Annotated in this window: 19 protein-coding genes and 1 pseudogene; 5 read left to right on the forward strand and 15 right to left on the reverse strand. The window is 72.2% G+C overall.

The features are described 5' to 3' along the window. Window positions 1–80 precede the first annotated feature (80 nt). The 7 genes from V2J85_RS03580 to V2J85_RS03610 form a co-directional block, all read right to left on the reverse strand. Window positions 81–1,637 (reverse strand): GMC family oxidoreductase, encoded by a 1,557-nt coding sequence (locus V2J85_RS03580; protein ID WP_330820594.1) that lies wholly within the window; start codon window positions 1,635–1,637, stop codon window positions 81–83. A gap of 140 nt (window positions 1,638–1,777) precedes the next feature. Then, window positions 1,778–2,599: a VOC family protein gene (locus V2J85_RS03585; protein ID WP_261953136.1), complete on the reverse strand. Its 822-nt coding sequence runs from the start codon at window positions 2,597–2,599 to the stop codon at window positions 1,778–1,780. 86 nt (window positions 2,600–2,685) lie between these two features. Then, a complete protein-coding gene (locus V2J85_RS03590; protein ID WP_261953135.1) occupies window positions 2,686–3,306 on the reverse strand; it encodes an L-threonylcarbamoyladenylate synthase in 621 nt (206 codons plus the stop codon). A 156-nt stretch (window positions 3,307–3,462) separates the two neighbouring features. Next, the gene (locus V2J85_RS03595) at window positions 3,463–4,053 is read right to left on the reverse strand and encodes a GTP-binding protein (protein ID WP_261953134.1); all 591 of its coding nucleotides are present in this window, start codon (window positions 4,051–4,053) and stop codon (window positions 3,463–3,465) included. Then, window positions 4,040–4,405: a DUF742 domain-containing protein gene (locus V2J85_RS03600; RefSeq protein ID WP_261953133.1), complete on the reverse strand. Its 366-nt coding sequence runs from the start codon at window positions 4,403–4,405 to the stop codon at window positions 4,040–4,042. The genes V2J85_RS03595 and V2J85_RS03600 overlap by 14 nt, the downstream gene beginning before the upstream one ends. Continuing rightward, window positions 4,402–4,803, reverse strand: a complete 402-nt coding sequence (locus V2J85_RS03605) for a roadblock/LC7 domain-containing protein (protein ID WP_261953132.1) — start codon at window positions 4,801–4,803, stop codon at window positions 4,402–4,404. The genes V2J85_RS03600 and V2J85_RS03605 overlap by 4 nt, the downstream gene beginning before the upstream one ends. Next, complete coding sequence (locus tag V2J85_RS03610; RefSeq protein WP_330820595.1) at window positions 4,800–7,100, reverse strand: sensor histidine kinase; 2,301 nt, start codon at window positions 7,098–7,100, stop codon at window positions 4,800–4,802. The genes V2J85_RS03605 and V2J85_RS03610 overlap by 4 nt, the downstream gene beginning before the upstream one ends. A 292-nt stretch (window positions 7,101–7,392) precedes the next feature. Between V2J85_RS03610 and V2J85_RS03615 the strand changes: the two genes are divergently transcribed. The 3 genes from V2J85_RS03615 to V2J85_RS03625 all read left to right on the forward strand — a co-directional run bounded on the left by V2J85_RS03615 (window position 7,393) and on the right by V2J85_RS03625 (window position 11,871). Further along, complete coding sequence (locus V2J85_RS03615; protein WP_410011185.1) at window positions 7,393–9,582, forward strand: SpoIIE family protein phosphatase; 2,190 nt, start codon at window positions 7,393–7,395, stop codon at window positions 9,580–9,582. Window positions 9,583–9,857: 275 nt separating this feature from the next. After that, the gene (locus V2J85_RS03620) at window positions 9,858–10,079 is read left to right on the forward strand and encodes a hypothetical protein (RefSeq protein WP_261953129.1); all 222 of its coding nucleotides are present in this window, start codon (window positions 9,858–9,860) and stop codon (window positions 10,077–10,079) included. Between the two features lie 988 nt (window positions 10,080–11,067). Next, a complete protein-coding gene (locus V2J85_RS03625) occupies window positions 11,068–11,871 on the forward strand; it encodes a hypothetical protein (RefSeq protein WP_261953128.1) in 804 nt (267 codons plus the stop codon). A gap of 331 nt (window positions 11,872–12,202) precedes the next feature. On the opposite strand, the gene V2J85_RS03630 is transcribed toward V2J85_RS03625, so the two are convergent. The 6 genes from V2J85_RS03630 to V2J85_RS03655 form a co-directional block, all read right to left on the reverse strand. Further along, window positions 12,203–13,699 (reverse strand): glutamate synthase subunit beta, encoded by a 1,497-nt coding sequence (locus V2J85_RS03630; protein WP_330820596.1) that lies wholly within the window; start codon window positions 13,697–13,699, stop codon window positions 12,203–12,205. Window positions 13,700–14,305: 606 nt separating this feature from the next. Beyond that, on the reverse strand, window positions 14,306–15,988 hold the full coding sequence (locus V2J85_RS03635; protein WP_330820597.1) for a CocE/NonD family hydrolase: 1,683 nt from the start codon (window positions 15,986–15,988) through the stop codon (window positions 14,306–14,308). 111 nt (window positions 15,989–16,099) lie between these two features. Next, on the reverse strand, window positions 16,100–17,191 hold the full coding sequence (locus V2J85_RS03640; RefSeq protein WP_261953125.1) for a hypothetical protein: 1,092 nt from the start codon (window positions 17,189–17,191) through the stop codon (window positions 16,100–16,102). A gap of 69 nt (window positions 17,192–17,260) precedes the next feature. Beyond that, window positions 17,261–18,139, reverse strand: a complete 879-nt coding sequence (locus V2J85_RS03645; protein WP_261953124.1) for a glutathione S-transferase C-terminal domain-containing protein — start codon at window positions 18,137–18,139, stop codon at window positions 17,261–17,263. 407 nt (window positions 18,140–18,546) lie between these two features. Further along, the gene (bglX, locus tag V2J85_RS03650) at window positions 18,547–20,856 is read right to left on the reverse strand and encodes a beta-glucosidase BglX (RefSeq protein WP_261953123.1); all 2,310 of its coding nucleotides are present in this window, start codon (window positions 20,854–20,856) and stop codon (window positions 18,547–18,549) included. Between the two features lie 178 nt (window positions 20,857–21,034). Continuing rightward, window positions 21,035–21,946, reverse strand: a complete 912-nt coding sequence (locus V2J85_RS03655) for a hypothetical protein (RefSeq protein ID WP_330820598.1) — start codon at window positions 21,944–21,946, stop codon at window positions 21,035–21,037. A 303-nt stretch (window positions 21,947–22,249) separates the two neighbouring features. Here V2J85_RS03655 and V2J85_RS03660 point away from each other — a divergent pair, with 303 nt between their 5' ends. After that, on the forward strand, window positions 22,250–24,373 hold the full coding sequence (locus V2J85_RS03660; protein WP_330820599.1) for a serine/threonine-protein kinase: 2,124 nt from the start codon (window positions 22,250–22,252) through the stop codon (window positions 24,371–24,373). A 269-nt stretch (window positions 24,374–24,642) separates the two neighbouring features. Then, window positions 24,643–25,293: pseudogene (locus tag V2J85_RS03665) on the forward strand (CPBP family glutamic-type intramembrane protease); the annotation flags it as partial. Window positions 25,294–25,400: 107 nt separating this feature from the next. Here the strand turns inward: V2J85_RS03665 and V2J85_RS03670 are convergent. Then, the gene (locus tag V2J85_RS03670; RefSeq protein ID WP_330820600.1) at window positions 25,401–26,132 is read right to left on the reverse strand and encodes a Fic family protein; all 732 of its coding nucleotides are present in this window, start codon (window positions 26,130–26,132) and stop codon (window positions 25,401–25,403) included. Then, window positions 26,107–26,721: a hypothetical protein gene (locus tag V2J85_RS03675; RefSeq protein WP_330820601.1), complete on the reverse strand. Its 615-nt coding sequence runs from the start codon at window positions 26,719–26,721 to the stop codon at window positions 26,107–26,109. The genes V2J85_RS03670 and V2J85_RS03675 overlap by 26 nt, the downstream gene beginning before the upstream one ends. Window positions 26,722–26,756: the final 35 nt, after the last annotated feature.

Consider the following 26,756-nt stretch of genomic DNA (forward strand, 5'->3'; position numbering starts at 1 on the left):
CCGCAGGACAGGTGTCACCCGCCGTCAATTCACCGAATGTGACGGCGGGCGATACGTCCGCGGGGCTCCGCGCGGCAGACTCAGACGGGCGCCGGGAGGTCGCGGATCAGGTCCGCCGCCTTTTCGGCGATCATGATCGTGGGGGCGTTGGTGTTGCCCCGTACGACGGTGGGCATCACGGACGCGTCCACCACCCGCAGCCCCCGCACCCCGTGCACCCTGAGGCGCGGGTCGACGACGGGACCGATGGCGCAGCTGCCCGCCGGGTGGTACAGGGTGTGCAGTTCACGCCGGACGAAGTCCAGCAGTCCCTCGTCCGTCAGGGACGCCGGGTGGCGGAAGTCGGCCCGGCGGTGCTTGCGCAGGCTGGGCCGGTCGGTGATGTCCAGCAGCAGCCTGACCGCCCGGACCATCGTGGCCCGGTCCTCCTCGGTGGCCAGATAGCGGTGCAGGATGCGCGGCTGCGCGCTGGGGATCGCGGAGCGCAGCGAGACCTTGCCGCGGCTGGTGGGGGTGAGCAGGGCCGCGCCCACCATGAACGCGTGGTCGGTGACCGCGCCGAGGCCCTCCTCGTGGAACATCACCGGGGTGGCGTGCACCTGGATGTCGGGGGCTTCGAGGCCGTCGAGGGTGCGGTGGAAGCCGCCGACCTCGCCGACGTTGGAGGTGAGCGGGCCGGTGCCGTGGCTCTCCAACTGCCGTACGTTGTCCGGGCTTTCGGCGGTCAGCAGGGACGGGGTGTCGGTCAGGAAGGTGAGGCCGACGTGCGGGTGGTCCTGGAGGTTCTCCCCCACGGGGAGGTCGACGCGGGCGGTGATGCCGTGGGCCGCCAGTTCCCCGGCCGGTCCGATCCCGGACAGCATCAGCAGCTGCGGGGAGTTGTACGCGCCCGCGGCGAGCACCACTTCGCGTTCGGCCCGCCGCCGCAGCGGCTCCCCGCCGCGGTCCAGCTCGACGCCGGTGGCGCGGTCGCCGTCGAACAGCACGCGGGTGCACTGGGCTCCGGTGAGCACGTCGAGGTTCGGTCGGGTCAGGGCGGGCCGCAGATAGCCGACGGCGGTGCTGCAGCGCAGGCCGTCGCGCTGGGTGAGGTGGTAGTGGCCGACGCCGTCCTGTTCGGGGCCGTTGAAGTCGGCGGTGAGGGGGTGGCCGGCCTCCTGTGCCGCCGCCACGTAAGCGGCCATCAGGGGGTGCCGGGAGCGGCCCTCGCTGACCGTCAGCGGCCCGCCGGTGCCGTGCCAGGGCGAGGGCGACCCCTGGAAGTCCTCGGCGCGCAGGAAGTACGGCAGGACGTCGTCCCAGCCCCACTGCTCGGCGCCGGCGGCGGCCCAGGCGTCGTAGTCGCGCCGGTTGCCCCGGATGTAGACCATGGCGTTCATCGACGAGGAACCGCCGAGCATCCGGCCCCGGGGGAGGACCCGGCGGCGGCCGTCCAGCCCCGGTTCGCACTCGCTGAGGTAGCGCCAGTCGTACTTCGTCTGGAACAGCTTGGCCAGCGCGGCCGGTACGTGGATCTCCCGGGCGTCGTCCGGCGGCCCGGCCTCGACGAGCAGGACGCGGACGTCCTCGTCCTCGCTGAGCCGGGCTGCCAGTACGCACCCCGCCGACCCGGCGCCCACGATGATGTAGTCGTACACCGTCCCGTCCCCTCCCCAACGCGGTGGTGGAGCCCCCACCCAAGCCGCATCGGCCGGTCCCCCACACCGGGAAACCGGCCATTGTCGGACCGGCCGGACCGACCGGACCGACGGGGTGTCCCTTTCCGGTGGGGCGTCGGCTAGGCGTCGCTCATCCGTGGCATCTCGCCGGCCGTCGTGGTCGTGTCGATGACCGCGAAGGCCGCGCCCTGGGGGTCGGTCAGGGCGGCGAAGCGGCCGAAGGGGCTGTCCATCGGGCCGAAGTGCAGCCGGCCGCCGAGCTTCTTCGCCGCGGCGACGGCGTCGTCGCAGTTCGCGACGGTGAAATAGACCTGGATGTAGGAGGGGATCTCGGCCGGGAATTCGTCGCCCATTTTCATCCGGCCGAGTACCGGATTTCCGGAGTCGCCGAGGCTGAAGACCTTGAAGTCCATGCCCTGGGCCTCGGGATCGTCACCCGGCTCGATCTTCTTCGCGGAATACGGGAACACCGCCTGGAGGAAGGCATCGGCCTTCTCCGGGGCGCGCGTGAACACCTCGGCCCAGCAGTACGCGCCGGGTTCGGCCACCTTCTCGAATCCGTGGTGTTCGCCGGCCTGCCAGACGCCGAGGACGGCACCGCTGGGCTCCCTGGCGAGCGCCATCGAGCCGAACGAGCCGACCCGCATCGGCTCCATGAGGAGGGTGCCGCCGGCGCCCTTGATCTTCTCCGCGGTCTTCGCCACGTCGTGGGACGCGAAATACAGGCACCACGCGGAGGGCACGTCGTCGCCGCCGGGCATCGGCGGGACGACGGCGGCGACGGCCTTGCCGTCGGAATACGCCTGGGTGTAATTGCCGTACTCGGTGGCCGCCTCGCCGAAGGTCCAGCCGAGCACCTCGCCGTAGAAGCTCTTGGCGCCTTCGACGTCCTTGAACATGGCGTCCGCCCAGCAGGGGGCGCCTTCCGGGAAATCGCTCATGGTGTGCCTCACTCCTTCCCCCTTTCACGCTAGGCGCGCGGGGTGCGGTCCGCGCGCCGAACGGAGTGCGGCACCCGCCGGGGGGGTTACTCGAACCGGGCGGTGTCGCCCGCGCCACGGCGTACGATCTCGGGTTCGCCGCCGGAGAAGTCGATGACCGTGGTCGGTTCGGTGCCGCAGTCGCCGGAGTCGACGACGGCGTCCACCACGTGGTCGAGCCGTTCCTTGATCTCCCAGCCCTGCGTCATGGGCTCGTCCTCGTCGGGCAGCAGCAGGGTGCTGGAGAGCAGCGGTTCGCCGAGTTCGGCGAGCAGCGCCTGGGCGACGACGTGGTCGGGGATCCGGACCCCGACGGTCTTCTTCTTCGGGTGCTGCAGCTGCCGCGGGACCTCCCGCGTCGCGGGGAGGATGAAGGTGTAACTCCCGGGCGTCGCGGCCTTGATGGCGCGGAAGACGTCGTTGTCGACGTGCACGAACTGCCCCAGCTGCGCGAAGTTCTGGCACAGCAGGGTGAAGTGGTGGCGCTCGTCGAGATTCCGGATCGACCGGATCCGGCTCATGCCGTCCCGACTGCCCAGCTGGCATCCCAGCGCGTAGCAGGAGTCCGTCGGATACGCGACGAGGGCGCCGGAGCGGATGCTGTCGGCCACGGTGGTGAGGGTGCGCCGCTGGGGGTTTTCCGGGTGGACATCGAAGTACTTCGCCATCCGGTGAGTCTAGGTGATCGGGGGCGGACCGCCCGGGTGGCCGGGCGGCGCGGGGGCGGCCGTGCGCACCCTCTGCGCAGAGGGACTCGCCTCCACGGGTGGCCGGGCGGCGCGGGGGCGGCCGGGACGCGGCCGGCCGCCCCCGCGCCGTGCGGGTCAGACCGACGGGACCGGTTCCGCTTCGGCGATGAGCACGTCCAGCAGCGACAGCAGCGCACCGCGGACGTCCTCGCGGGAACGGGCGTCGAGCATGAGGAGGGGCGTGTCCGGGTCCTTGAGGTGCAGGGCCGCCCGGATCTGCTCGGCGGTGTACGGCTGCTCGCCGTCGAAGCAGTTGGCGCCGACGACGAACGGCAGTCCGCGGTTCTCGAAGAAGTCCACGGCCGGGAAGCTGCGGTCCAGCCGCCGCGTGTCGACCAGGACGATCGCCCCGAGCGCGCCTGCCAGCAGGTCGTCCCACATGAACCAGAAGCGCTCCTGGCCCGGTGTGCCGAAGAGGTAGAGGACCACGCCGGCGTCGCTGAGGGTGAGCCGGCCGAAGTCCATCGCGACGGTGGTCGCCGACTTGTGCTCGATGCCCTGGAGGTCGTCGACGCCGACGCCCGCGGCGGTCAGCCGCTCCTCGGTGCGCAGCGGCTCGATTTCGGAGATCGCTTCGACCAACGTCGTCTTGCCGACCCCGAATCCACCGGCGATGAGGATCTTGACGGGGGACTCTTCCAGGGCGTCTGTGTCATATCCGGGCAAGGTTGTCCCTGATTTTCATGAGCAGGTGGACATTGGACGTTTCGGCCGCTTCCAGCGGCGGCCGGTGATGGATCAGACCGCGGTCGGCGAGTTCGCTGAGGAGGACCGTCATGGGCGTGAGTCGCATGTGCATGCGCGCGGCGATCTCGGCGACGGCCCGGCCGTTGGGCGGCTGGCACATGGCGAGGATGGCCTGCCATTCGGTGGCCAGGCTGCCGTCGGCATCCGCCGCGACCGTCGCCGTGATCAGGGTGTCCATGGTCAGGACGGTGCGCGGTGCGGTGGTCCGCCCGTCGGTGAGGGCGTACAGCCGGGTGCGACGCCGCCGGGCCGGCTGCGGGCCGGCCGTCATGACGGCTTGGGGGCCGCGATGCGCTCCGGGGTGCCGAGCCACTCCCCGAGCGCCTGTGAGGCCCGTACGACCTCACCGCCCAGCTCGCCGAGGCGGGCCTTGCGCGAGGTGACGACGATCAGCGTGCTGCCCTCGCCGCAGCCGACGATACAGAGGTAGCGGTCGTCCATCTCGACCAGCTGCCGGATCACCCGGCCGCCGCCGACCTCCCGGGAGATGGCCTTCATCGTGGCCGCGATGCCGGAGGAGGCCGCGGCTATCCGTTCCGCTTGATCCCGTTCGAGCAGGTAGGCGCTGAGCCGGATCCCGTCGTTGGACAGCAGCACGGCGCCTTCGATGCCGGCGATCCGGCTCAGGTTGTTGTCCAGAATGCTGTAGATCATGTCGTTCGTCGTCATGGCTGGTCCTGTCGGAGCTCGATTTCCACTGTCTCGGTGCCCTGCTCGTAATCCGCCCAGGCGTCGGCCACCTCTTCGGGGGTCGCGGTGTCCCGGCCGGCCGGCTCCACGGTGCGGGGTTCGCGGAGTTGCCGGGCCATGTGCGTCTGGGGCACACGTTCCGGCAGCGGCGGCGGGGCGGCGCCGTCCCGGGCCGGCGGCCCGGCCGTCGCCCGGGCCTCGGCGGGGCGACGGCGCGGCAGCCCGGACCCGGCGGGGGCCGGTTCGGCGGGTTCGGCCGGTGTCACGGGGCTTGCGTGGAGGACGAGTTCGGGCCTGCGCTCTTCCTGCCGTGGCCGCGCGGGGGTGCGCGGCGCGGACCGTTCCGGCGCGGGGGTGGGCGGTGGGGTCGCGGCGGTGGCCGTCTCCTCGGTCGGGACCAGGTGCTCCTGGGGGACGATCACGATGGCGGCGGTCCCGCCGAACGCGGAGCGGCGCAGGGTGACCCGGGCCCGCAGCTGGTCGGCGAGGTGGCCGACCACGAAGAGGCCGAGCCGGTGGGCGTTCTCGGCGAGGACGGCGTACGGCGGGGCGGCGTGCAGCCGGGCGTTCATCTCCTCGTAGCGCTCGGCGGCAACGCGCGGGCCGCGGTCCTCGATCTCCACGGACAGGCCGTCCGTGACGAGTTCGGCCCGGATGGCGACCTTCGACGACGGCGGGGAGAACCGCGTCGCGTTGTCCAGCAGTTCCGCGAGGAGGTGGCTGATCGCGCTGATGGATTGGGGCTCCACGCTGATCTCGTCGAGCGCGACCCGGTCGATCCGGCGGAAGTCCATGACCTCCGCGGCGGCCTCCCGGAGCAGGTCGGCGACGCGCATGGGCTCGGTGTGCGGGTCGGGGATCTCACCGCCGGCGAGGATCAGCAGGTTCTCGATCTGCCGCCGCATACCCACCGTCAGCTGGTCGGACTTCATCAGCTGGGCGAGCAGCGCCTCGTCGTGCCCGAAGGTGTCCTGGAGGTCCTCGGTCAGGCTCAGCTGACGGCTGACCAGGTTTCCGGTGCGGGCGGCGATGCCCGCGGCGAACATGCCGAAGCCGTGCCGCTCGTCGGCGAGCTGGCGGTAGCCCTCGACGGACACCGTCACGGCCCGGGCGAACGCGTCGCTGATGCGGCCGACTTCGTCGCGGTCCCGCCCGGGGCCCGGCAGTACGGCGGCGTCGACGTGCCGGCCGCGCTGCAGCCGGTCGACGATGTCCGGGAGGGTCTTCTCGGCGACGGTGACGGTGCGTTCGTGCAGCATGGCCATGCGGCGCAGCACCGTGCGGGTGGTGAAGACGACGACGGCCACGACGAGCAGCAGGCCGGCGGCGCTGCCCGCGACCATCCACCAGACCTCGGCCTCCAGCCCGTCGGCCGTGGCGTCGGCCCGCTCGATCACCGCCTGCACCCGCTCGGAGTTGAGGGCGGTCAGCTGCGGGACGAGCTTGCCGTAGGCGGCCGGCCAGTCAGCTGCGGCGCGGGGCAGTGCGACGCCGTTGGGGATGTCGTGGTGGTCGGCGAGGGCCTCGTCCTCGATGCGGGACATGGTCTTCCACGCGTCCGAGGCGGCGATCCGGGCATAGGCCTTCCGGCCGTCTTCCGGCAGATAGGGCACGATCGACGTGCCGTAGAGGAACCGGTGGGCGCCGATGGAGTTGGTGAGTTCGCCGAACCTGGCGCCGTTCAGCCTGTGGGCCGGGCCGGCGGACGCGAAGAGGGTGTCCTCGCGGGCGAGCACCTCGGAGGCCGCGAACAGGGCGACCACCGGCCGGCTTTCCTGCGTGAGCTCCGCGTCGTCCATGTTGCTGAACTCTTGGTAGACGCGGATCATCCGGCCGATCGTGTCGCTGTAGTAGCCGGTGATCCGGTCCGCGCTGCCGGACCGGGCATCCGTGCGCTCGCGGTAGGCGTCCAGCTCCCCGAGCTGTTTCTGCACCTCACGGATGTAGCGGTCGACCCGGTCGTCGTTCCGGGCGTCCGGGGTGCCGGCCGCCCGCTGGAACGCGGTGACGGTGCGGTCGGTGGCGGCGCGCCGGCGGTTCAGGACGGTCCGCGAAATGGGCGAGCCGGCCCATCGCGCCGCCGTCATGCTGCGCTCGGCCTGCATCTGGGCCATCAGGTCGTACAGCGGCCGGCCGATTCGCTCACCGTCCGCCACGTCGGCGCGCAGGTTCGCGGACTGCTGCAGCAGCCGGTCCGCGGAGACGAAGACTTGGGCGCCCATCGCGACGGTGGGCACCACCGCCAGCCAGATGAGGAGGGTGCGCAGCCGGACCACACCCCGCCGGCGGCTTCTTGCTTGCTTTCGCTGGCCTTCGGGCGGTGGGCCCTCAGGGTCTGTGGGAGTCATCGGTCCTCGGGGGCGGAGACAGGGAACAGAAGACCATCGGCGGTTCGGCCGCTCCGCGTGGGGGAAACGGAAGGCGCCGGTCCGCCATGGCGAGGCCGTGGGGGTTGCCGATCATAACCAGCCACGACGCGAAAACGAGAGGTTGCTTCGATGATCACTACGTGCTAGTAGCCACCTCAATACGGCACGAACAGGACGCGGAACAACGGGAATTCACGGCATGCCGCGGGCCCCTCGCGCGGACCGGCCGCTGCCCCGCCCGGCGCATCCGGGGGGACGGGGGCACGATGGAAGCCGGGGCAGTGGAAGGAGTGCCCGGGTGAGCGCAGCCGAAGACCCCGGGATCCCGCCGGCCGGCGACGGGCCCGAGGCCGGTCTGCCGGAGGGACGGTGGTCCCCGCCGAGCGGGCTGATGGACCTCCTCGGCGTGGCCGCCGTGCTCGTGGACGCGGAAGGCCGGATCGCACTGTGGAGCCCGCAGGCCGAGGACCTCTACGGCTACACCGCCGAGGAGGCACTCGGCCAATACGCTGCGCCACTGCTCGTCCACGAAGAGCACTGGGACCTGGTGCTGAAGAAGTTCGCCGAGGTCATGGAGACCGGCGGCAGCTGGGGCGGCACCTTCCCGGTCCGGCACAAGGACGGCAGCGCACGGATGGTGGAGCTGCGCAACATGCGGCTGCTGGACGACCGCGGCGACTTCTACGCCCTCGGGCTGGCCACCGACTCACCGACCCTGCGCGAGCTGGAACGGGACGTCGCGCTGTCCACCCGGCTGATCTCCCAGTCCCCCATCGGGCTGGCGATCCTCGACACCGATCTGCGGTACGTGGCCGTGAACCCCGCCCTGGAGCGGATGCACGGCATCCCGGCCAAGGAGCACCTGGGCCGGCAGTACCGCGAGATCATGACCGCCGCGAAGTTCGAGGTGCCCGAGGCCGCGATGCGGCAGGTCCTGCGGACCGGCACGCCCATGGTCGACCAGACCACCATCGTCGGCCACACCCCCGCCGACCCCGGCCGGCTGCACGCCTGGTCGATCTCGCTGTACCGGCTGGACGACCCCCAGGGCCGGGTACTGGGCGTGGCCGACCTCGTGGTCGACGTCACCGACCGTTACCAAGCCGCGATGGAGGCCACCGAGGCCCGGCGGCGGCTGGCCCTGATCGCCGACGGCACCGCCCGTATCGGCACCACCCTGGAGGTCCGGCAGACCGCCCGCGAGCTGGCCGAGGTCACCGTCCCCGAACTGGCCGACGTCGCCACCGTCGACGTGCTGGACTCCGTCCTGGACGAGCACCGCCACGACGCCGCCGACGGGCCCGCGCTCTTCCGCGCCCTCGCGGTGAAGGCCGCCTACCCCACCGAGGCCGTCCAGGCCGCCGATCCCCCCGGCCAGACCGTCGCCTACGCCCCCGACCGCCTGGCCACCCAGTGCGTCCGCACCGGCCGCCCGATCCTGGTCCCCCGGACCGACGAACGGGACCTCGCACGCATCGCCCGCGACGCCCCCTCCGCCGCCCGGCTGGCCCGCGCCGGGGTGCACTCCTACCTGCTGGCCCCGCTCACCGCCCGGGGCCAGATCCTCGGCTTCCTGGGCATGTCCCGGGCCCGCACCCCGCAGTCGTTCGACGAGGACGACCTCGCGCTCGCCGGTGAGCTGGCCGCCCGCGCGGCGGTGTGCATCGACAACGCCCGCTCGCACCAGAGCGTGCGCAACGCCGCCGAGACCCTCCAGCGCAGCCTGCTCCCGGACCACCCGCCGCAGCTCCCCGGGCTGCAGATCGCCTCGCGCTACCGGCCCGCACAGGCCACGTACGAGATCGGCGGCGACTGGTACGACGTGCTGCCGCTCGGCGGCGACCGGACCGCGCTCGTCGTGGGCGACGTCATGGGCAGCGGCATCGACGCCGCCGCGACCATGGGCCGGCTGCGCACCGCCACCAGCGCCTTCGCCGACCTCGACCTGGACCCCGCGCAGGTCCTGACCCACCTCGACAAGATCACCTCGGCGCTGGAGCACTACATCGCCACCTGCGTCTACGCGATCTACGACCCGCACCGCGCCGCCTGCCACCTCGCCACCGCCGGCCATCTGCCGCCGGTCCTCGTCCGCCACGGCCGGCACCCCACCTTCCTCGACCTGCCCACCGGTACCCCGCTCGGGGTCGGCGGCGTCCCCTTCGAGACCACCTCGGTGCACCTCGACCCCGGCGACCAACTCGTCCTGTACACCGACGGGCTGGTCGAGACCCGCCACCACTCCCTCGACGAGCGCCTGGAGACCCTGCTGCACCTGCTGGACGCGCCGGACCGCTCCCTGGAGGACACCTGCGACCGCCTCCTCCGCGAACTACGCCGCCCGGAGGACCCGGACGACGTGGCGCTCCTCATCGCGCGGTGCCTTTGACCTCCCACGTACCCGTCTCTCCCGCCGCGGTTGTTGCGCGCTTTGCGGCCCCCCGTACGTACCCGTCTCTCCCGCCGCGGGTCGCTTCACCCTTGCTCCCCCACTGCCTGATGGGCGTGGCCGGGCCCTCCCCTCCCCGCCCACGAATGCCCAGGTCAGAGGGCTCACGCAGCCAACCTCGCGCCTAAATTGAGGCGTTTCCTTCCGGGTCGGTGCCGAGCATCGGACGTGGACGGCCGCAGCCAACGGATGCATGTGGGCGCATACTGTGGGCAATGACAAAGCCCACTGCACCGAAGCGTCATTTGCCTACCAGCCCCTTCAAGGCCCCGGTCACGGAGACTCCCAAGCACTTCGCCATGGGCGACCAGGTCACACACGACATGTACGGCCTCGGCCGGGTGATCGGCATTGAGGACGGAATCGCGGCCCTCGTGGATTTCGGCTCGGCGCAAATGCGGATCTTGAGCCCGTACGCCAAGATGACCAAGCTGTAGGACCGCTGTGCCCGGTCACGGCATGCCAGGCCCCTTCAGGGACCTGTTACGAAAGGGAGATCTCTCATCGATCTGACGTCGCTGTTCTCCGCCCCGGAAGGGCAAACCCGCTGTTCCACCGCAGCTTCGCCGCCTCCGACGATAGACCCCTTCCAAGCCCCGGACTTCGGGGACGACGAGACCTTCCTGCCCGAGGAGGTAACGGGGCCCACCTCGTAACATCTGGGGCAGCCTGCTGCGCTGTACAGCAGTGAAGTACAGCAACCGCTGGCGCCTTGCGCTGATCGCCAAGGCCCGCGCGGGAACCTCAATGACCGCAAATGGTCGGTCCATGGAGAGCTACGGCTCAGAAGTTCGCCGTGCACCACCGCCGCGCGACCCCAGGTGCTCGCTCGCCGCAACAGTTACTGCTACGAGCACCGGACGAACGGTAGGGGCCCCAGATTGGGTACGGGCCCCTACCGTTCGATGTGCCACTGCTTCGCGGTCTGTAGCCCGACGGCATCCGCTCCAGGTCAGCACAGCAAGCACCGTCTCAGTTTCCGTCTCATTCAGCGCCGTTCGGAGCCGCTCGGACGGGACCGAAGCCGATGGCCGCTCCCACGGCCGACCGCTCACGACAGCACTGATGGGTGCGCGGCCGGCGCTGACAGGTCTCGCTCTTGGCCATCGACGAAGCCCGACCGTCGGTTAGGTCCCGGGTGGCCCCGGGCCGCCCCCAGACAGAGTCGGGGATGAAGCTGCTCTACAGAGTTGGACACCCCGGAAGCCGACCGCGCATCCAAGACCCTAGCCGGGGCCACTGACAACCCACCTTGCGAACGTGGCACCCCGGCCTGTTCGCTGAGACCGGCGGAACCTGTGAAGCGCCGATCGACGGGGGTCACCGTCGACTGCTCCACCCCTGCCTGTGGTGATTCGCCCACACACCATGGGGCACAGCGCTAGCATCAGCGGCCGCGGCGGCAGAGGGGGCGGCAGCGTGGGAATGAGGAACCCGATCGTCGAGCAGCCAGATGTCATGGGCGCGATCAGACCGGTGTATCTCGGGCTGCTCGCGGCACAGGAAATTGTGAAAGGAGATACTTCTCGCCTCTCCCTCGAAGAACTCGAGGACACAATCGATCGCCTGAACTCCGCGATCGCTAATCCAGACCAGTTCCCTCGCGTCAATCTAAGCGTGAATTCGGGTCGCGTGCAGGCCGCACTCGCCACTGGTAATGAACCAGGCCAATTCGGGATTCTTCCGATTCTTCTCGAACAGAAGCGCGCCGTTCTCGCGCGAATCCGAGAACTGCGCGGAAAAGAGCAAATCGAGAGTCTGCAAGACCTGATCGAGCAGGTTTCCGATCCCGACGTGAAAAAAGCTCTCAAACAGCAACTGCAGGAACTGGAGAGAGCAAGTGAAGAGCTCCGGAGCCAGGCGAGGGAACTAGCCCTGGCCCAGGCAGGCGCCAGCGAAGACCAGGAAAGAAGCCTCCGGCTGCTGAAGGTCGAGGTTATGGAGCGCAGGTGGGCCGTCTGGCAGAAGTTCCTCGCACGAGAGTCGATCGCCACGCTAGTGGGCGCGATTCTCCTGATAGCGCTCACGGCTCTCATGGGAGTCGCGATGTTCCTCAAGGTGGCGCCGATGGAGGTGCTGTCGAACAGCTTCCTGATGATCCTCGGCTACTTCTTCGGCCAAGCCACCGGGCAGAGAATGGGTACTGCTGCAGAGGCTCCGGCTGACCTCCCCGTCACTGTCAACCGTTCCTCCACCTCACCTTTGGCCGCTGGTGACGACGTCTGGTGATCGTCACCCCACCAACAAATTGGTGTGAGACCTGAGTGGGGCCGAACCTGGCCTGTCGGCTGCGCGCATATAGGCATTACGTGCACCCCCACTGGCCTAACTTCCCCCCCAACGGGAGGGGACGGGCCGGAGGGGCCGGTTGTGTGGACGTAAAGCGTCAGCAGTCCACACAACCGGCCCCGGAGGCCCGTCACCGCACCCAACAACAACCTGGCCCGCCGCAGGCGCAACGGCGAGAAACCACCACGGCGGGACAGCCGAAAACGTGGGCGGCGCCGCAAAGCGCGCAACGGCGAGCAACAACCGCGGCGGGAAAGCCAAGTACGTGGGATCAAGCCACCAGTGGCCGATCATGAGCCCCCACCGGCGCCGGCAGCACCGTCGCGCCGGTCAGATAGCGGTCCGTGGCGGCCGCCGCCGCGCGGCCCTCGGCGATGGCCCAGACCACGAGGGACTGCCCGCGACCCGCGTCGCCCGCGACGAACACCCCGTCGACCGCGTCCTCGACGCCTCCGGCGCCCTCGGCGGCGAACGCGCCGTCCCGCGCGAAGTTGCCGCGGTCGTCAAGCGCGAGCCCGTACTGCGTCCGCAGACCGCTGTCCCGTTCCGGGCCGGAGAAGCCGAGGGCGAGCAGGACCAGCTCCGCCGGCAGCACCCGTTCGCTGCCCGGCAGCGGCTGCCGGGCCCGCGGTTCGACCTCGGTCAGGTGCAGCGCGCACACCCGGCCAGCCGGATCCCCCTCGAAGGCCAGGGTGGCGGAGGAGAACAGCCGCGGATCGGTGCCCTCCCGGCCCCGGGCCTCCTCATGAGCGTGCGAGATCCGGTAGACCTTCGGGTACGTCGGCCAGGGCTGGGTCTCGGTCCGTTCGCGGCCCGGCTCCGGGTTGATGTCCAGCTGCACCACGGAGGACGCGCCTTGGCGCAGTGCGGTGCCCAGGCAGTCCGAACCGGTGTCCCCGCCGCCGACGATCACCACGTGCCGGCCCTCGGCGGTGACCGGCGGCGTGGCGTAGTCGCCCTCCGCCACGCGGTTGGCGAAGGTCAGGTAGTCCATGGCCTGGTGGATGCCGACCAATTCGCGTCCGGGCACCGGGAGTTCGCGCCGTTCGCCGGCACCGACGGCGATGATCACCGCGTCGTGCCGCCTCCTGAGCTCACGGGCGTCCAGTTCGCCCCCGACGTCGGCTCCGGTGCGGAACTTGGTGCCCTCCGCCTGCATTTGCTCGATCCGGCGGTCGATGTGGTGCTTCTCCATCTTGAACGAGGGGATGCCGTACCGCAGCAGTCCGCCGAGGCGGTCGGCGCGTTCGTAGACGACGACGGTGTGGCCGGTGCGGGTGAGCTGCTGCGCCGCGGCCAGCCCGGCCGGGCCGGAGCCGATGACGGCGACGGTCTTCCCGCTGAGCCGGTGCGGCGGGTGCGGGGGTGCGTAACCGCGCTCCCAGATCTCGTCGGCGATGGCCTGCTCGACGTTCTTGATCGTCACCGGATCGGCGTTGAGGGCCAGTACGCAGGCTTCCTCGCACGGTGCCGGGCACAGCCGGCCGGTGAACTCGGGGAAGTTGTTCGTGGCGTGCAGCCGCTCGGCGGCGGCCCGCCAGTCGCCGCGCGAGGCGTACGCGTTCCACTCGGGAATGAGGTTTCCCAACGGGCAGCCGTTGTGGCAGAACGGTATGCCGCAGTCCATGCAGCGTCCCGCCTGCTCGGACACGAGCGGGAGCAGCGCCTGGCCCGCGTAGACCTCGTGCCAGTCGTTCAGCCGCTCCTCGACGGGGCGCGGCGGAACGGGCCGCCGCGGCGTCCTGAGGAATCCGTAAGGGTCGGTCATGCGCCGCCTCCATCGCACTTGCGGCGTTCCGGCCAGCCTACGCCTGACGGGTTGCGCTTTCATCGGGCGTCGGACGGCGGTCCCCGGCAGGCCCCATGCTGCCGTCGCCTTCCCGTACGGGTATGCCCTCCGCTTCCCGATCACACGGCACCCGTGGCGCGTAAAGCCGCAGGCCAAAGGGGGGCACCCGCGGGGGCGACCGCCGGAGGAACCCCCTCGCCACATAGGTGCCCTAAACAACCGACCGCCCCGCGGAAACTCTCCGCGCCCGGCGCAAGGCCCACCGGCCCTTCCCCTCCCGTGAGCGGAAGAGGAAGGGCCGGTGGGAGCGCACATCATGCCTACCTGCGCGCAGTCAACAGACCAGGCCCGCCCCCACGAGAAACTCCCCCCACGGGAGGGGCTGGACCGGAGGACGAAGTCTGGAGGGCCGGCACCGCACCCGAAAACACCACGCCCGCCGCATGGGGGTACCTCCCACGCCCTTCAGGCAGTGGGCGAGCAACGGCGAGACGACCCGCGGCGGGACAGACAGGTACGTACGGGGCGCCGCAAAGCGCAACGGCGAGACAGCCCCGCGGCGGGAAAGACAGGTACGTGGGCCACTCAACGCAGGGGCAGTGCCAGCTCAGCCGGGTCCGCCGTGGTGGAGCCGAAGGTCACGCCGCTCCCCCGCGGCGTTCGGCCGCCGTACATCGGGTCCTTGGTGTCCAGGACCAGCGCCAGCCGGTGCCCGGCGGGCAGGTCGTAGGCGGTGGTGAAGAGGGAGACGTCGAGCGGGAAGGCGCGGCCCGGCTGCTTGCCGGACCAGCTCTGCGGGGCGTGCGAGATCAGCTTGCCCACGCCCAGCGCGTTGACGTCGTAGAGATAGCCGAAGACCGTGCCCTCCGACGCGGCGGCGGTGACCTGTGTGTGCACCCGTGCGGCGCCGCGGAGATGCTGCGCCGCGGCGTAGGGCGCCGACTGCCAGACGGCGGCGGACCTGCGGGGCAGCAGGGGGACGAGGACGGTCGGGGGCAGGGCGGCTACCTGGTCGAGCGCCCCGGCGAGGAGGGCGATGCCGCCGTCCGCACCCGAATCCGTGCCGCCGACGACGGACTTGTGCCAGCCGGTTCCGGCCGCCGTGCCGCCGAGCGCACCGGTCTCCAGCGGGCCCGGGCCGCCCAGGCGGAGGTGGGCGGTACGGGAACTGATGGCGCGCCAGTCCGGGTAGCTCTCGTGGTGGCCGTTCGGCCGGACCTCCAGGTCCACCGACTGCCGCAGACCGCGGTCGCCGCCGGTGCCCTTGAGGTGCTGGTCGAGCCAGCGGCGGGCGCTCTTCCAGGTCGGGTTGTCCAGGCCCAGCAGGCTCGTCAGCTCCTGGGTGGCGTGGTCGCCGGGGCGGAGTTCGAGCCGCTTGGGGCCGGTCAGCCGCTGGTAGAAGGCGGTGAGCTGGCTGGGGTTGAAGAAGCTGTCGCCCCAGGCGTGGGCGAGGAAGACGGCCGTGCCGTGGGCGTTGATCCGGTTCACGTAGGTGGCCGGGGACCTGGTGTCCGCCCAGCGGACCACCTTGGGCATGTCCCGCCCGTCGAAGAGCGCGGCCAGCATCCGCGCGTACTCGGGGCTGCGGCGGCCGGTGGGCGCCTGGATGGCGGCGAGGAGCGCGGCGGCCTGGAGGTGCCGAGTGCCGCCGCTGTACAGGGAGTTGGTGAGGTCTCCCCAGCCGCTCATGGCGGCGACCGCCTTGATCCGGGGGTCGAACGCGGCGCCCATCAGGGTGAGGCCGCCGCCGAGGGAGAGCCCCACCATGCCGATGCGCTGCCGGTCGGCCGGGGTGTGGGCGAGGGCCCAGTCGATGACCGAGGACACGTCGGAGACGTCCTTGGGCCCCGCGACGTCGACCTCACCGCCGGAGCGCCAGAAGCCGCGCACGGTGTAGGTGACGGCGAGGTAGCCGGCGGCGGCCAGCTGCTTGCCCTGGGCGACGTACTCCAGGTCGTTCTGACCCCAGCTGGCCGGCTGGACGACGAGTGGGTAGTGGCCCTTCCGGTCGGCGCCGGGGGTGCCGGGGGCGGGGGTGAAGACATCGGCCTTGAGGACGGTGCCGTCCTTCATGGGGATGTCGGCGAGCCGGAACGAGGGAGGGGCGAGCCGCGCGGTGGCGGCGGGTCGGTGGGCGGGGGCCGGCGCCGCCGACGCGGGACAGGTGGCGAGGCCGCCACCGAGGCCAAGTGCCGTGACCAGTAAGGCAGTTGTCGCTCTGCGCCGGCGGCCGTGGGGCCTGCGGGAGGTACGGCGGGATCGCGCCATCGATGCTCCATCGGAAATCTGACCGCCGTGCCACGGTGACACCCATCCGGTTGCGGTGCTGGTGAGCGTACGGGCGCATGATCGACCCCGGGAGGCGATGATCAGCCAAACTTACTCACTGGTAACCGGGCGGCGATCGACCGGGGTGAGCGGGGTGCGGATGGTCACTTCCCTGCGGCGGGCCCCGGACCAGGGGGCCGGGACCGCCTCGATGTCACGGGCCAGGCGGTAGGCGAGCGCTTCGTAATTGACCCGCCAGCCACGGAAGTGCGGCCATGCCTCCTCGGGCGTGCGCTCCATGGGATAGCCCTGGGCCGCCATCCGCTCGACACCCCGCAGGAAGTCCTCGTAGCTCAGCTGCAATGCGTCGTCCGGGTGCGGGTCCCGGTCGTAGGCGATGCCCTCGATGGTGGCGATCTCGCGCAGGCAGACGAAGCCGGCGCGCAGCGCCATCCGCACCTCGGCCTGCGGCTGGGAGGGGTTGAAGGACAGTCGCAGGGCCGCGGCGTCCATCACGGACAGCAGGGCGATCAACCAGTTACGGGTCGCCTTCGGGGAACGGAAGTGGATCAGGATCGGGTACGTCGTGTGGCTCTCGCTCACATCCGCGCTCCACCGCTCCCAGGTGCGGAACAGCTCGGTGAGGATCTCCAGCAGCTCCACCTGTGCGTAGCGGGCCAGGATCTCCGGTCCCCACGGCGGGCTGCCGGCGCGCGCCTGCAGCAGCGTCACCTCGGTCTCCCGGCGCTGGTAGGCGCCGTAGAGGGCGGGCAGATAGCCGACCTGGAGCCCGATCACGATCGGGCCCGTGACGGCGGCGCAGAAGTCGATGGCGTTCAGCGTCGCGCGGTCACCGCTGGCGAAGCCGAGCGTGAAGAGCGAGGAACCGGACTCGGTCAGCGCCTCCTTGACTCCCAGCCGGCTCACCGCCGCCTCCAGCAGGGCGTACCCGACCAGGAAGCAGCCCAGCCAGGCGATCAGGGTGACGACGATGGCGAGCGGCGCCATCGGGGCGAGCACCCGGTCCTTGGCCTCCGCGCTCGGCAGCCGGTCGGCCAGCAGCCGGAACGGCCGGTGGACCAGCCGCTGGACGATCCGGCCGAGGCCGGACGGCGTCGGCCGGGGGATCACCAGCGAGTGCAGCACCGAGGAGAACACCCCGAGCACGATGACCGCACCGGCGATCCCCAGCAGTAGACGCACCGTCCGCTCCTTCCCGGCCCCCGGCCGCTTCGACGAAGGAAGCGTACGTGCGGGGTCCGGGCGGCGGCGTCAACCCGTGGGTTGAGTCGGACGCGAGGGCGAGGTCACCGGGACGTGCGCCGCCCAGTCCACGATCTGCACCGCGGCGCCGGCGGCCTCCTGCCCCTGGCAGCGCGCGTGGTGCCGGCGGGCGATGCCGTCCAGGTCCAGGTGGGAGCCGATGGCGGGCAGGGCGGCCAGCCTCCGCGCGTACGCCCACAGCCGCCGGTACCCGGCGATCCGGTGCACCGCCGTGGCGTCCAGATGCCAGCGGTGGACGGTGTCGAGCTGCACCAGTGAGACCCACACGTGGACGTCGGCGAGGGTGAGTGCGCCGCCGAGGACGTGGTCCCGGCCGGCCAGTCGCCGCTCCAGCGCGTCCAGCGCCCGGAACAGGTTCTCCAGTGCGTCCTGGTGGCCGGAACTGCCGATGCCGAGCCGGCCGGCGCGCTGTGCGGCCTCGTGGAGGTCGAGCTCGCAGAGCCGGGCGATCTCCTCGATGTCGTCCCGGGCGGGGGCCGGGTACAGCTCGGGTCCGTCGCCGCGGAACTGCGCGGCCAGGTCCCGCAGGATGTCCGGCGCGTGCGCACTGACGATCCGGCCGGTCCAGCCGTCGCTGAGGACCGGGGCGGCGGCCGGGCCGGGGTGCTGGTGGGAACTGGCCTCGTACAGCGGGCGCAGGGCGGTGTATTCGCCCTGCGGTCCGTCGGGGACGGCCGGCAGCAGCGTCACGGGGAGGGTCTCGCCGAGGCCGAGCAGGCCGTGTGTCAGGGCGATTCTCAGGGACTGCGGACAGGACGGCGTCAGATGCAGGCGATAGCGGTGCGGCACGGCGTAGTGGCCGCTGCGGGCGTCACCGCCGATCCTGCCGCGGAGGGAGGGGACGACGGTCTGGGACGGGGCGGACATACGACTCCCTGGGATCCGGGTGCTCTGAAGGGGCGCGGAAGTGGCCCACGACTTAGGGCGATACGGCGGCGGCACGAACGACGGCAACACGGCGCGGCCGGGCCGCTGCCTGCCGGCTCACCCCACCGCTGCCCGCCGGACTGCCGGCTTCAGCGGAGGGAACTCGCCGCGCTGCAGACGCGCAGCAGATCGATGTGGCGACGCGACGTCAGAAGGGGGAGCGGCTGGATCGCGCCGTTCGCGCGAGCGATGCCCAGCCCTGCATACCCCATGATTTCCCACCTGTTCGCCAGGGTTCCCGCCCCTGAGTGTCGAGGTGCGGCCGGAGCCGCGTCAAGAGCCTGTCCACGGACGCGGTGGAGCATGCGGCGCGGCGGGAAGACACCCGCGGAGAAAACCTGGCGTGCCTACGTCAGGGTGAAGCCCGTCCGCAGGCCGGCCTGCGAGCTGTTGCCCGCGTAGAGGTCGAACTCGCCTGGTTCGACGCGGAATTCGCCGTGCGGGTCGTTGGTGTGGAAGCCCAGTTCCTGTCGTCCCAGGGTGAAGCGGACCGTCCGCCGCTCCCCCGGCTTCAGGTGGACGCGGGAGAAGCCGACCAGTCTGCGGACCGGCTGGACGACGCTGGCGACCTTGTCGCGGAGGTAGAGCTGGACGACCTCGTCGCCGGCGCGGGTGCCGGTGTTCTCGACCTGTACGGCGGCCCGGACCGTCGTCCCGCCGTCGGCGACGCTCCTCGCCGGCAGGACCTCGGCCGACAGCTCCAGGCCGGAGAAGGCGAATGTGGTGTAGCTGAGGCCGTGGCCGAAGGGGTACAGCGGGGTGTGCGGGATGTCGAGGTACTTCGAGGTGTAGGTGTTGTCCGGGTCGAAGGGGCGGCCGGTGTTCTCGTGCGCGTAGTACAGCGGCAGTTGGCCAGCCGAGCGGGGGAAGGTCGCCGGTAGCTTGCCGCCGGGGTTGACCTTGCCGAAGAGGACGTCGGCGATGGCGTGACCGCCCTCGATGCCGGGGTGCCAGGCCTGGAGGAGGGCGTCGGCGCGGTCGGCGACGCCGGTGAGGACGAGCGGGCGGCCGGAGAGGACCACGACGACCAGGGGCGTGCCGGTGGCCGCCAGCTGCGCCACGAGCTGCGCCTGGACGCCGGGCAGGGTGAGGTCGCTGCGGGCGGCCGCCTCGCCGCTCTGTGCGGCCTTCTCGCCGACCACGGCGATCACGGCGTCGGCGGCCCGGGCCGCGGCCACCGCCTCGTCGAAGGAACCGGTGTCGTCGCCCTCCACGGCGCAGCCGCGGGCGAAGCGCACGGTGGCTGCGGGGGCGGCCCGTTTGACGCCGTCCAGGACGGACACCGCGGGGAACAGGGCGGCGCCGATGCTCGCCCAGGTGCCGTGCAGTTCCTTGGTGTCGTCGCCGAGCGGGCCGATGACCGCGATCGAGCCGGTGCGGGTGGCGAGCGGCAGGGTGTGCTTCTCGTTGCGCAGCAGGACCATGGAGCGGGCGGCCGCGGTCCGGGCCGCCGTCCGGGCCGCGGCGCTCGGTGCGGTGATCTCCGCGGCCTCGTCGACGTAGGGGTGGTCGAAGAGACCGGCGCGGAACTTGACGCGCAGCACCCGGGCGACCGCGTCGTCCAGCCGCGCGCGGCTGATCTTTCCCTCCGCGAGCAGCTTCGTGCCGTGTTGGGCGTATGTCGTGGAGACCATCTCCATGTCGACGCCGGCGCCCAGGGCGAGCCGGGCGGCGTCGGCGCCGTCGGCGGCGATGCCGTGCGCGATGAGTTCCTGGACGCCGGTGTAGTCGCCGACGACGAAGCCGTCGAAGCCGAACTCCTCGTGCAGGATGTCGGTCAGGGTGTGCCGGTTGGCGTGCGCGGGGACGCCGGCCACGGTGGTGAAGGACGCCATGACGGTGGCGACGCCGGCGTCCACGGCGGCCTTGAAGGGCGGCAGGCAGACGTCGCGCAGCCGCCGCTCGGAGAGGTCGGCGGTGTTGTAGTCGCGGCCGCCCTCCGGGAAGCCGTAGCCGACGAAGTGCTTGGCGCAGGCGGCGAGCCGGTCCACGGCGGCGTAGTCCGCGCCCTGGTAGCCGCGCACCTTGGCGGCGGTCAGCTTCGCGGTCAGGTACGGGTCCTCGCCACTACCCTCGGCCACCCGCCCCCAGCGCGGCTCCCGGCTGACGTCCGCCATGGGCGCGAACGTCCAGTGGATGCCCTGCGAGGCGGCCTCGCGGGCGCTGGTCTCGGCGTCGGCGGTGACCACGTCGGGGTCGAAGCTGCTGCCCTGGGCGAGGGGGATCGGGAAGGTGGTGAGGTAGCCGTGGATGACGTCCTGGCCGAAGATCAGCGGGATGCCCAGCCGCGACTTCTCCACGGCCGCGCGCTGGAGGCCGTTGCACCGCTTGGCGCCGGTGAGGTTGAGCACCGACCCCAGCAGCCCCTTCGCGGCGAGTTCGGCGCACTCCTTGTTCTGGCCGTCGCCCGGCCCGGTGTCGGCGTGCCAGGTCAGCTGCTGGAGCTGCCCGAACTTCTCCTCGACGGTCATCTTCGCCAGCAGCGCCCGGACCCGGCGTTCGGTCTTCGGGTCGCGGGGCGGCCGCGCCGCGGTGCGGGGTGCCGCGGCGGCGGTGGACGCCGGGAGCGTCCTGCCGGCGCCCGCCCCCACGAGGACCGCGGCCCCGGCGGACGCCTTGAAGATGTGACGACGGCTGAGCGATCCGAACCCGGACACCGGCGACTCCTCACTGCGTGGGCACGCCGCCGACATGTGCCGGCGTGGCGCTTCAAGTCACTGACGGCATATCAACTCGCTGATGTCGTACGGCAGTTAAGCGAGACCCCGACACGGGGTCAATGGATTGAACATGAAACGAGTGCGGTGCGCGGCCACTGATTCATGAGATGTACGGTCACGGGGCGGGCAACAGGGTGCTCAGCGGCCGGGCGGCGGCCTGAGCGGCGGGCCGGGAGACGTACAGGGCCGTGTGGAAGTGGCCGAGGGACTCCTTGCCTGACGGGTCGTCACCGGCCGCGGTCACCGCGGCGACGGCGTACTTCTGCTCGTCGGCGTCGGTGAACCGGCGTTGCGGATAGGTCCGGGTCTCGTCCTTCTCGGTGGTCAGGCCGAGCCGGGCCAGGCCGTCGGCGATCGGCCGGTAGGAGCCGGTGCGCAGGACGAAGGCCGCCACCCACGGCAGGTCCCGGCCGCCCTCCCGCGCCGCGTCCTCCGCCAGCAGCGAGCGGAAGGTACGGGCGGACAGGAAGCTCGCGCCGCCGGTCACCGTGATCAGCCGCAGGCCGCGGAGGGCCTGGCGCAGCGCGGGGCCGGGCGCGGCGGTTTCGAGGTTCTCGGCGAACGCCGCGTCCAGCAGACCGGCCGCGCGGGCGTACCCGAGGGCCGGTGCGGCGATGTCGATGCCGACGACGGGCACCGCGTCGGGGCGGCGGCGCGCGGCGTAGAACCGCCGGTCCCGCGCGATCAGCTCGGCGGTGCTCAGGCCGGCGGCCTCCGCCGAGGTGTAGTGGGCCGCGAGCTCCGCCAGGGTCACGTCGTGGTTGAGCAGGGCGGCGTTGATGCCGTACGAGCAGCAGAGGTCCAGGACGGTGCCGGGCCGCTCGCCGGTGGCGCGGTCCGCCGGGGCGGCGGCGACGGCCGCGCGCAGGAGACGGCGGAAGACGCCCTGGGCGTGCTGCGGCGTCTGGTAGTCCAGCGCGCCCAGCACGCGGAAGTACGCGCGCGGGTCCGGCTGGTCGTAGAGGTCGTCGAAACGGGTCATCCGTGCGGGCGAACCGGAACCGCCGTCGTGCTGGGCAGGGGCCATCGGGACTGTCTCCTCGCGCCGGGAATCAGGGGCGTCGGCGGCGCCGGCCGCGTACCCGGTGGGCGGTCGGCGGTGCCGGTGAGCACAACGATCACGGGAGAGCACGGTTGCCGCCCAGGTCGTCGTGGACGGCGTCGACGTCGGTGCCGAGGTCGTCATACGGTCGCGGCCGATCGGTCGGCGTGGCGCGGGTCCACGTGCCGGGCATCCCGGCCACTGGTCGAGGCGGTTTCGCCTTCCTCAACTCCCTCCGGCATGGCAGTGTTTGACCGGTGCTATGGCAGGGGGACCAGGGGGCACGGCATGACCGGTATCGGAATCAGGCCGCTCGGCGACGACCCACAGCGGCTCGGCGACTACCGGCTGCTGGGGCGGCTCGGTGCGGGCGGCATGGGGCGGATCTATCTGGGGCGGTCCACGGCCGACGGATCACTCGTCGCCGTCAAGACGCTGCTCGCCGAGGGCGCGGTCAACGACACCGACCGACGGCGCTTCGCCCGCGAGGTGGCGCTGGCCCGGCGGATCGAGAGCCCCCACACGGCGCGGGTGCTCGACGCCGACCCGGACGCCGAGCAGCCGTGGATGGCGATCGAGTACATACCGGCGCCGTCGCTGGCCGAACTCGTCCGCCACGCGGGACGGCTGCCCGGTACGGCCGTGCGCTGGATCGCCGCGGGCACGGCCCAGGCCCTGGTCACCCTGCACGACGAGGGCATCGTGCACCGGGACGTCAAACCGCAGAACATCCTGCTGCCGCTGTCCGGCCCGCGCCTCATCGACTTCGGCATCTCGCACGCCTACGACCTCACCCGCACCTCGCTGACGCTGGGCACCATCGCCTTCACCTCGCCCGAGCAGGCGCGCGCCGAGCCCTCCACCGCGGCCTCCGACGTCTACTCGCTCGGCGCGACCCTGTTCCATCTCGCCGTCGGCCGCCCGCCGTACCCGGAGACCGGCGACATGATCCGGCTGCTGGCCGTCGTCCAGCGCGGCGACCTCGATCTCACCGGGCTGCCCAAGGAACTGGGCTCGCTGATCCGCCCGTGTCTGGCCATCGATCCGGGCGAGCGGCCGCGGCCCGCCGACGTCCTGCGGGAGTTCCAGGAAGGGCTGGAGCGGGTACCGACCTCGCGCCGCGCCGAACGCTGGCTGCCGCCGCGGTGGACCGCGCTGATCCAGGAGTACGAGGCACAGGGGCGGGCACTGCGCGCGGCGGGCGGTGCCGAGGACCGCACCCTCGACGCGCGCACGCGCGCGGTGCCGCCGCCGGGGCCCACCCGGGTCTACACCGAACAGCGGGAGCGCGAGCGCGCCGCCGCGCCGAAGCCGAAGCCCAAGCCGACGCCGAAGCCGAAGCCCCAGCCGAAACCGGCACCGCAGAAGCCCGAACCGACGCCCCAGCCCAGGCCCAGGCCCGTACAGGCGAAGCCCGAGCCCAAGCCGAAACCCGCCTCGACGCCCTCGCCGAAGCCCGCGGCGAAGACGACGCCGAAGCCGGCGACCACCTCCGGCGGCAACTCCTCCGGCAGCAGTTCCTCGTCCGGCGGGTGCGGCTGGCTGGTGCTCGCCCTCATCGCGTTCACGGTGTTCATCTGGCAGCCCTGGAAGGCCGCCGACACCGCAGGGTCGTCGTCCGGCTCGTCGTCCGGCTCTTCCAGCAGCGCCTCGGGGAGCTCGTCGAGCGGGACGTACACCAGCGGCGGGAGCGGGCTCAGCTCCGGGCTGACGAGCGGGACGTCGAGCGGCACATCGAGCAGTTCCTCGGGGAGCTCGTCGGGGAGCTCGTCGAGCGGGACGTCCGGCGGGACGTCCACGAGCGGCGGGAGCGGGGGCGTGCCCACACCCATCGCCTCGACCCGCACGCCCAGCCCGGTCGACCAGGCCTTCGCGGCCGTGCGGGCCGGTGACTGCCTGGACGCCTATCAGGACGGCTACGGGAGCTGGAGCCGGACGGCGCCGCTGCGGGTCAACTGCGGTGCGGCCAACGCGTATCTGCGGGTGGCCCGCGTCGCCGGCTCGGGAGCCTGCCCGTCCGGCGGCGGGCGCGGCGGCTGGTGGCACTCCGCCGAGGACTACTCCACCGTCAACCTGTGTGTGGAGCGGCAGTTCCGCAACGGCCAGTGCTTCCTCGCCAAGGCCAGCGGCAACCGGCCCGGCGGCGCGAACCTCCTCACCCTGTGGAACTGCAACGCCGACAAGGTGCCCGCGGCGTTCAACTACATCATGCAGATCACCGCCGTCCTGTCGGCCTCGGCGGGCACCGGCGCCTGCCCGCCCGATCCCGGCCACTACCGCTACTCCTGGAACGTCTACGACGGCCGGACGATGATCTGCGCCAAGGTCGCCTGCCCCGCCGCCACCCGGCTCCGTCGCCGCCCTCTTCCGGCGGCTCCTGCGGACGGCTTACGACCGCCGCGCCACGGGTGACCGCCGAGGGATGTAGCTCCCGCCGGCGCCGGCTCGTCCCGCAGGAGGGTTTGCCCGGGCGTTCGCGGGACGTGCGCATGGGTGCCGCTTCTTCGCCGGGGGCGCGGGCATCCGTACGTCCCGTAGACACCCGCCGGCAGGAAGGGAGCGCGAGGGCGATGGCCAGGGTTTCGGAGGAGACCGACAGCAGGGGGAGCGGGGCCGCGGGGGCGCGCCCGGCGGGGTCCGGGTGGGGCGCGTGGGGACGGGCCCTGCTGGGCGGGGCGGTGATGGCGGTCGCGCTGGGGGCGGGCAATGCGCTGGGTGAGCTGCTGGGCCAGGTGCTCGAAGTGGACGGCTGGGTGCGGCAGTTGCTGCCCGCCGTACTGGTGAGTGTGCTGGCCGTGGGCGGCGTACGGGCTTTGCGGTCGGCCGGGCGGTGGGCCGGGTGCGGCCGGCTGGGGGCGGGGCCGCCGGCCGCGGCGGTACGGGCCTTCCTGGGCGGGCTGGCCGTCACGGTGTCGTGTGCCGGCCTGGTGCTCGGGGCGGGCACGGCGGCCGGGTGGGTGCGGTGGTCCGGGCTCGACGCGGCGGCGCTCGGGGCGTTCCTCACGGGCAATGCGCTGGTGGCGCTGCTGCTGGAGGCCCTGCCGGAGGAGACGACGCTGCGCGGGCATGCCTGGACGGCGCTGCGTGACCGGTTCGGCGGGGTGGTGTCGGCGCTGGGGACGACGGTGGTCTTCCTGCTGGTGCCGGCGGCGTCCACGGTGGTGCAGGCCGGTACGGCCCGCGTGGTGGGCGGGAACCCGCCGCCGGTGGGCCCGACTCCGGCCGGCCAGGACCCGTGGGCGTATCTGGTGCTGCTCACGGTGTTCGGGCTGACCCTGGTGGCGGCCCGGAACGTGCCGGGCCGCGCGCCGCTGTGGGCGGGGATCGGTACGCATCTGGCGTTCCTGAGCGTCAACCGGGTCGTGTTCGAGGGGCGCGAGCGCGCGGCGGGCTGGTCGGCGAGCGTCGCCCCGGCGCATGCCGCGGTCCTGGAGCTGGGTTATCTGGTGCTCACCGCGGCGGTCTTCGTGGGGGCGCGGTGGCTGTCGGGCCGTGGCCGGGGGCGGGCCGCGCGGCGCACGGTCGCCCGCGCCAGGATCCCCACCAGTACGGCGAGGTCGGCCGCGCCGTCGGGGTCGTCGGCGTAGCGGGTGGTCTGGAGGGGGCCCACTTCGTCCAGGACGACGCCGTCGCGGGCCAGGACGAAGGTGAGGGCGAGCAGGGCGGCCCGGCCGTTGCCGTCGGGGAAGGGGTGGTGGAAGGCCACGTCGAGGTAGGTCCGGGCGGCGCGGGCGGGCAGCGGGAGGCCCGGCTCGTCGCTGTCGCGCAGGCAGCGGGCGAGGTCCGCGCGGGTGTGCGGGGTCAGCGGATAGCGTTCGCGGCCGTTCTTCGCGTGCGCGTCGCCGGTCCGGAACGGTGCGTCGGCGGTGCCGAGGACCAGGCGCTGCCAGCCGGCCAGCAGGCCGAAGGTGAACGGGGCGCGGCTCGCCGCGTCCGCTCGGGCCAGCGTGTAGGCGGACCGCAGCCGCTCGGCGCGGACCGGGTCGCGGCGGCGGACCGGACCCTCGCACCAGGCGGTGAAGCCGTCCGTGGCCGGGACGACCGGGCCGGTGACCTCGTAGGCACCGGTGTGCGCCCAGTCCACCCGCGCCCTGGTCCGGCGCCAGGCGGCCGTCGCATCGCCGGCGGTGGCGGCCGGCTCCGCGTCAGTGGCGGGTGTGCCGGCGGTCATGGAACTCCTCCAGGTGGGCGTGTTCCCGGTGGTCGCGGTAGGGCTGACGGCCGGTCAGGCCGACGGCCAGGTCCTCGCCGACCGAGTCGATGAGCGTCGGGCCGGGCGCGGCCCAGCTCCGGAACCGCCCGCCGATGGCGGCCTCCACCGCCGCGTCGGCCGCCGCCCGGTCCATGCCGGTCGAGGTCAGGAACCACTCCAGCGCCAGCCGGCACTGGCCGTACCAGCCGCTCTCCGCGCCGGTGCGGTCGAGCACGAGGGTGACCAGGCGGACCGCCGCCCGCTCCAGGTGCCAGCTGCGCTCCTCCGGGGCCGCCTTCGCGGGTGGCGCCAACTCGCCGAAGCGGACGGCGAGTTCCTCCAGCCAGTCCCGCCATTCCAGGAGGGCGGCGACGGCCCGGCGGGCGGTCTCGTCGGGCGTGCTCACCGAGGCGGGACCGCAGCACCAGCTGCCGACCACTCCCCCGGCCTCGCCGACGGTCCAGTTCCAGTGCCGGGCCCACGGACCGTAGCGCTCCAGGAAGATCCGGTCGATGTGGCGCTCGCACCAGCGCTCCCCCTGCCACCAGCCGGACATGCCGGACAGCACGGGCGGGACGTACTCCTTGATCAGGGCGGTGACGG

The organism is Streptomyces bugieae, assembly GCF_036352915.1.
Classification (GTDB): Bacteria; Actinomycetota; Actinomycetes; order Streptomycetales; family Streptomycetaceae; genus Streptomyces; species Streptomyces endophytica.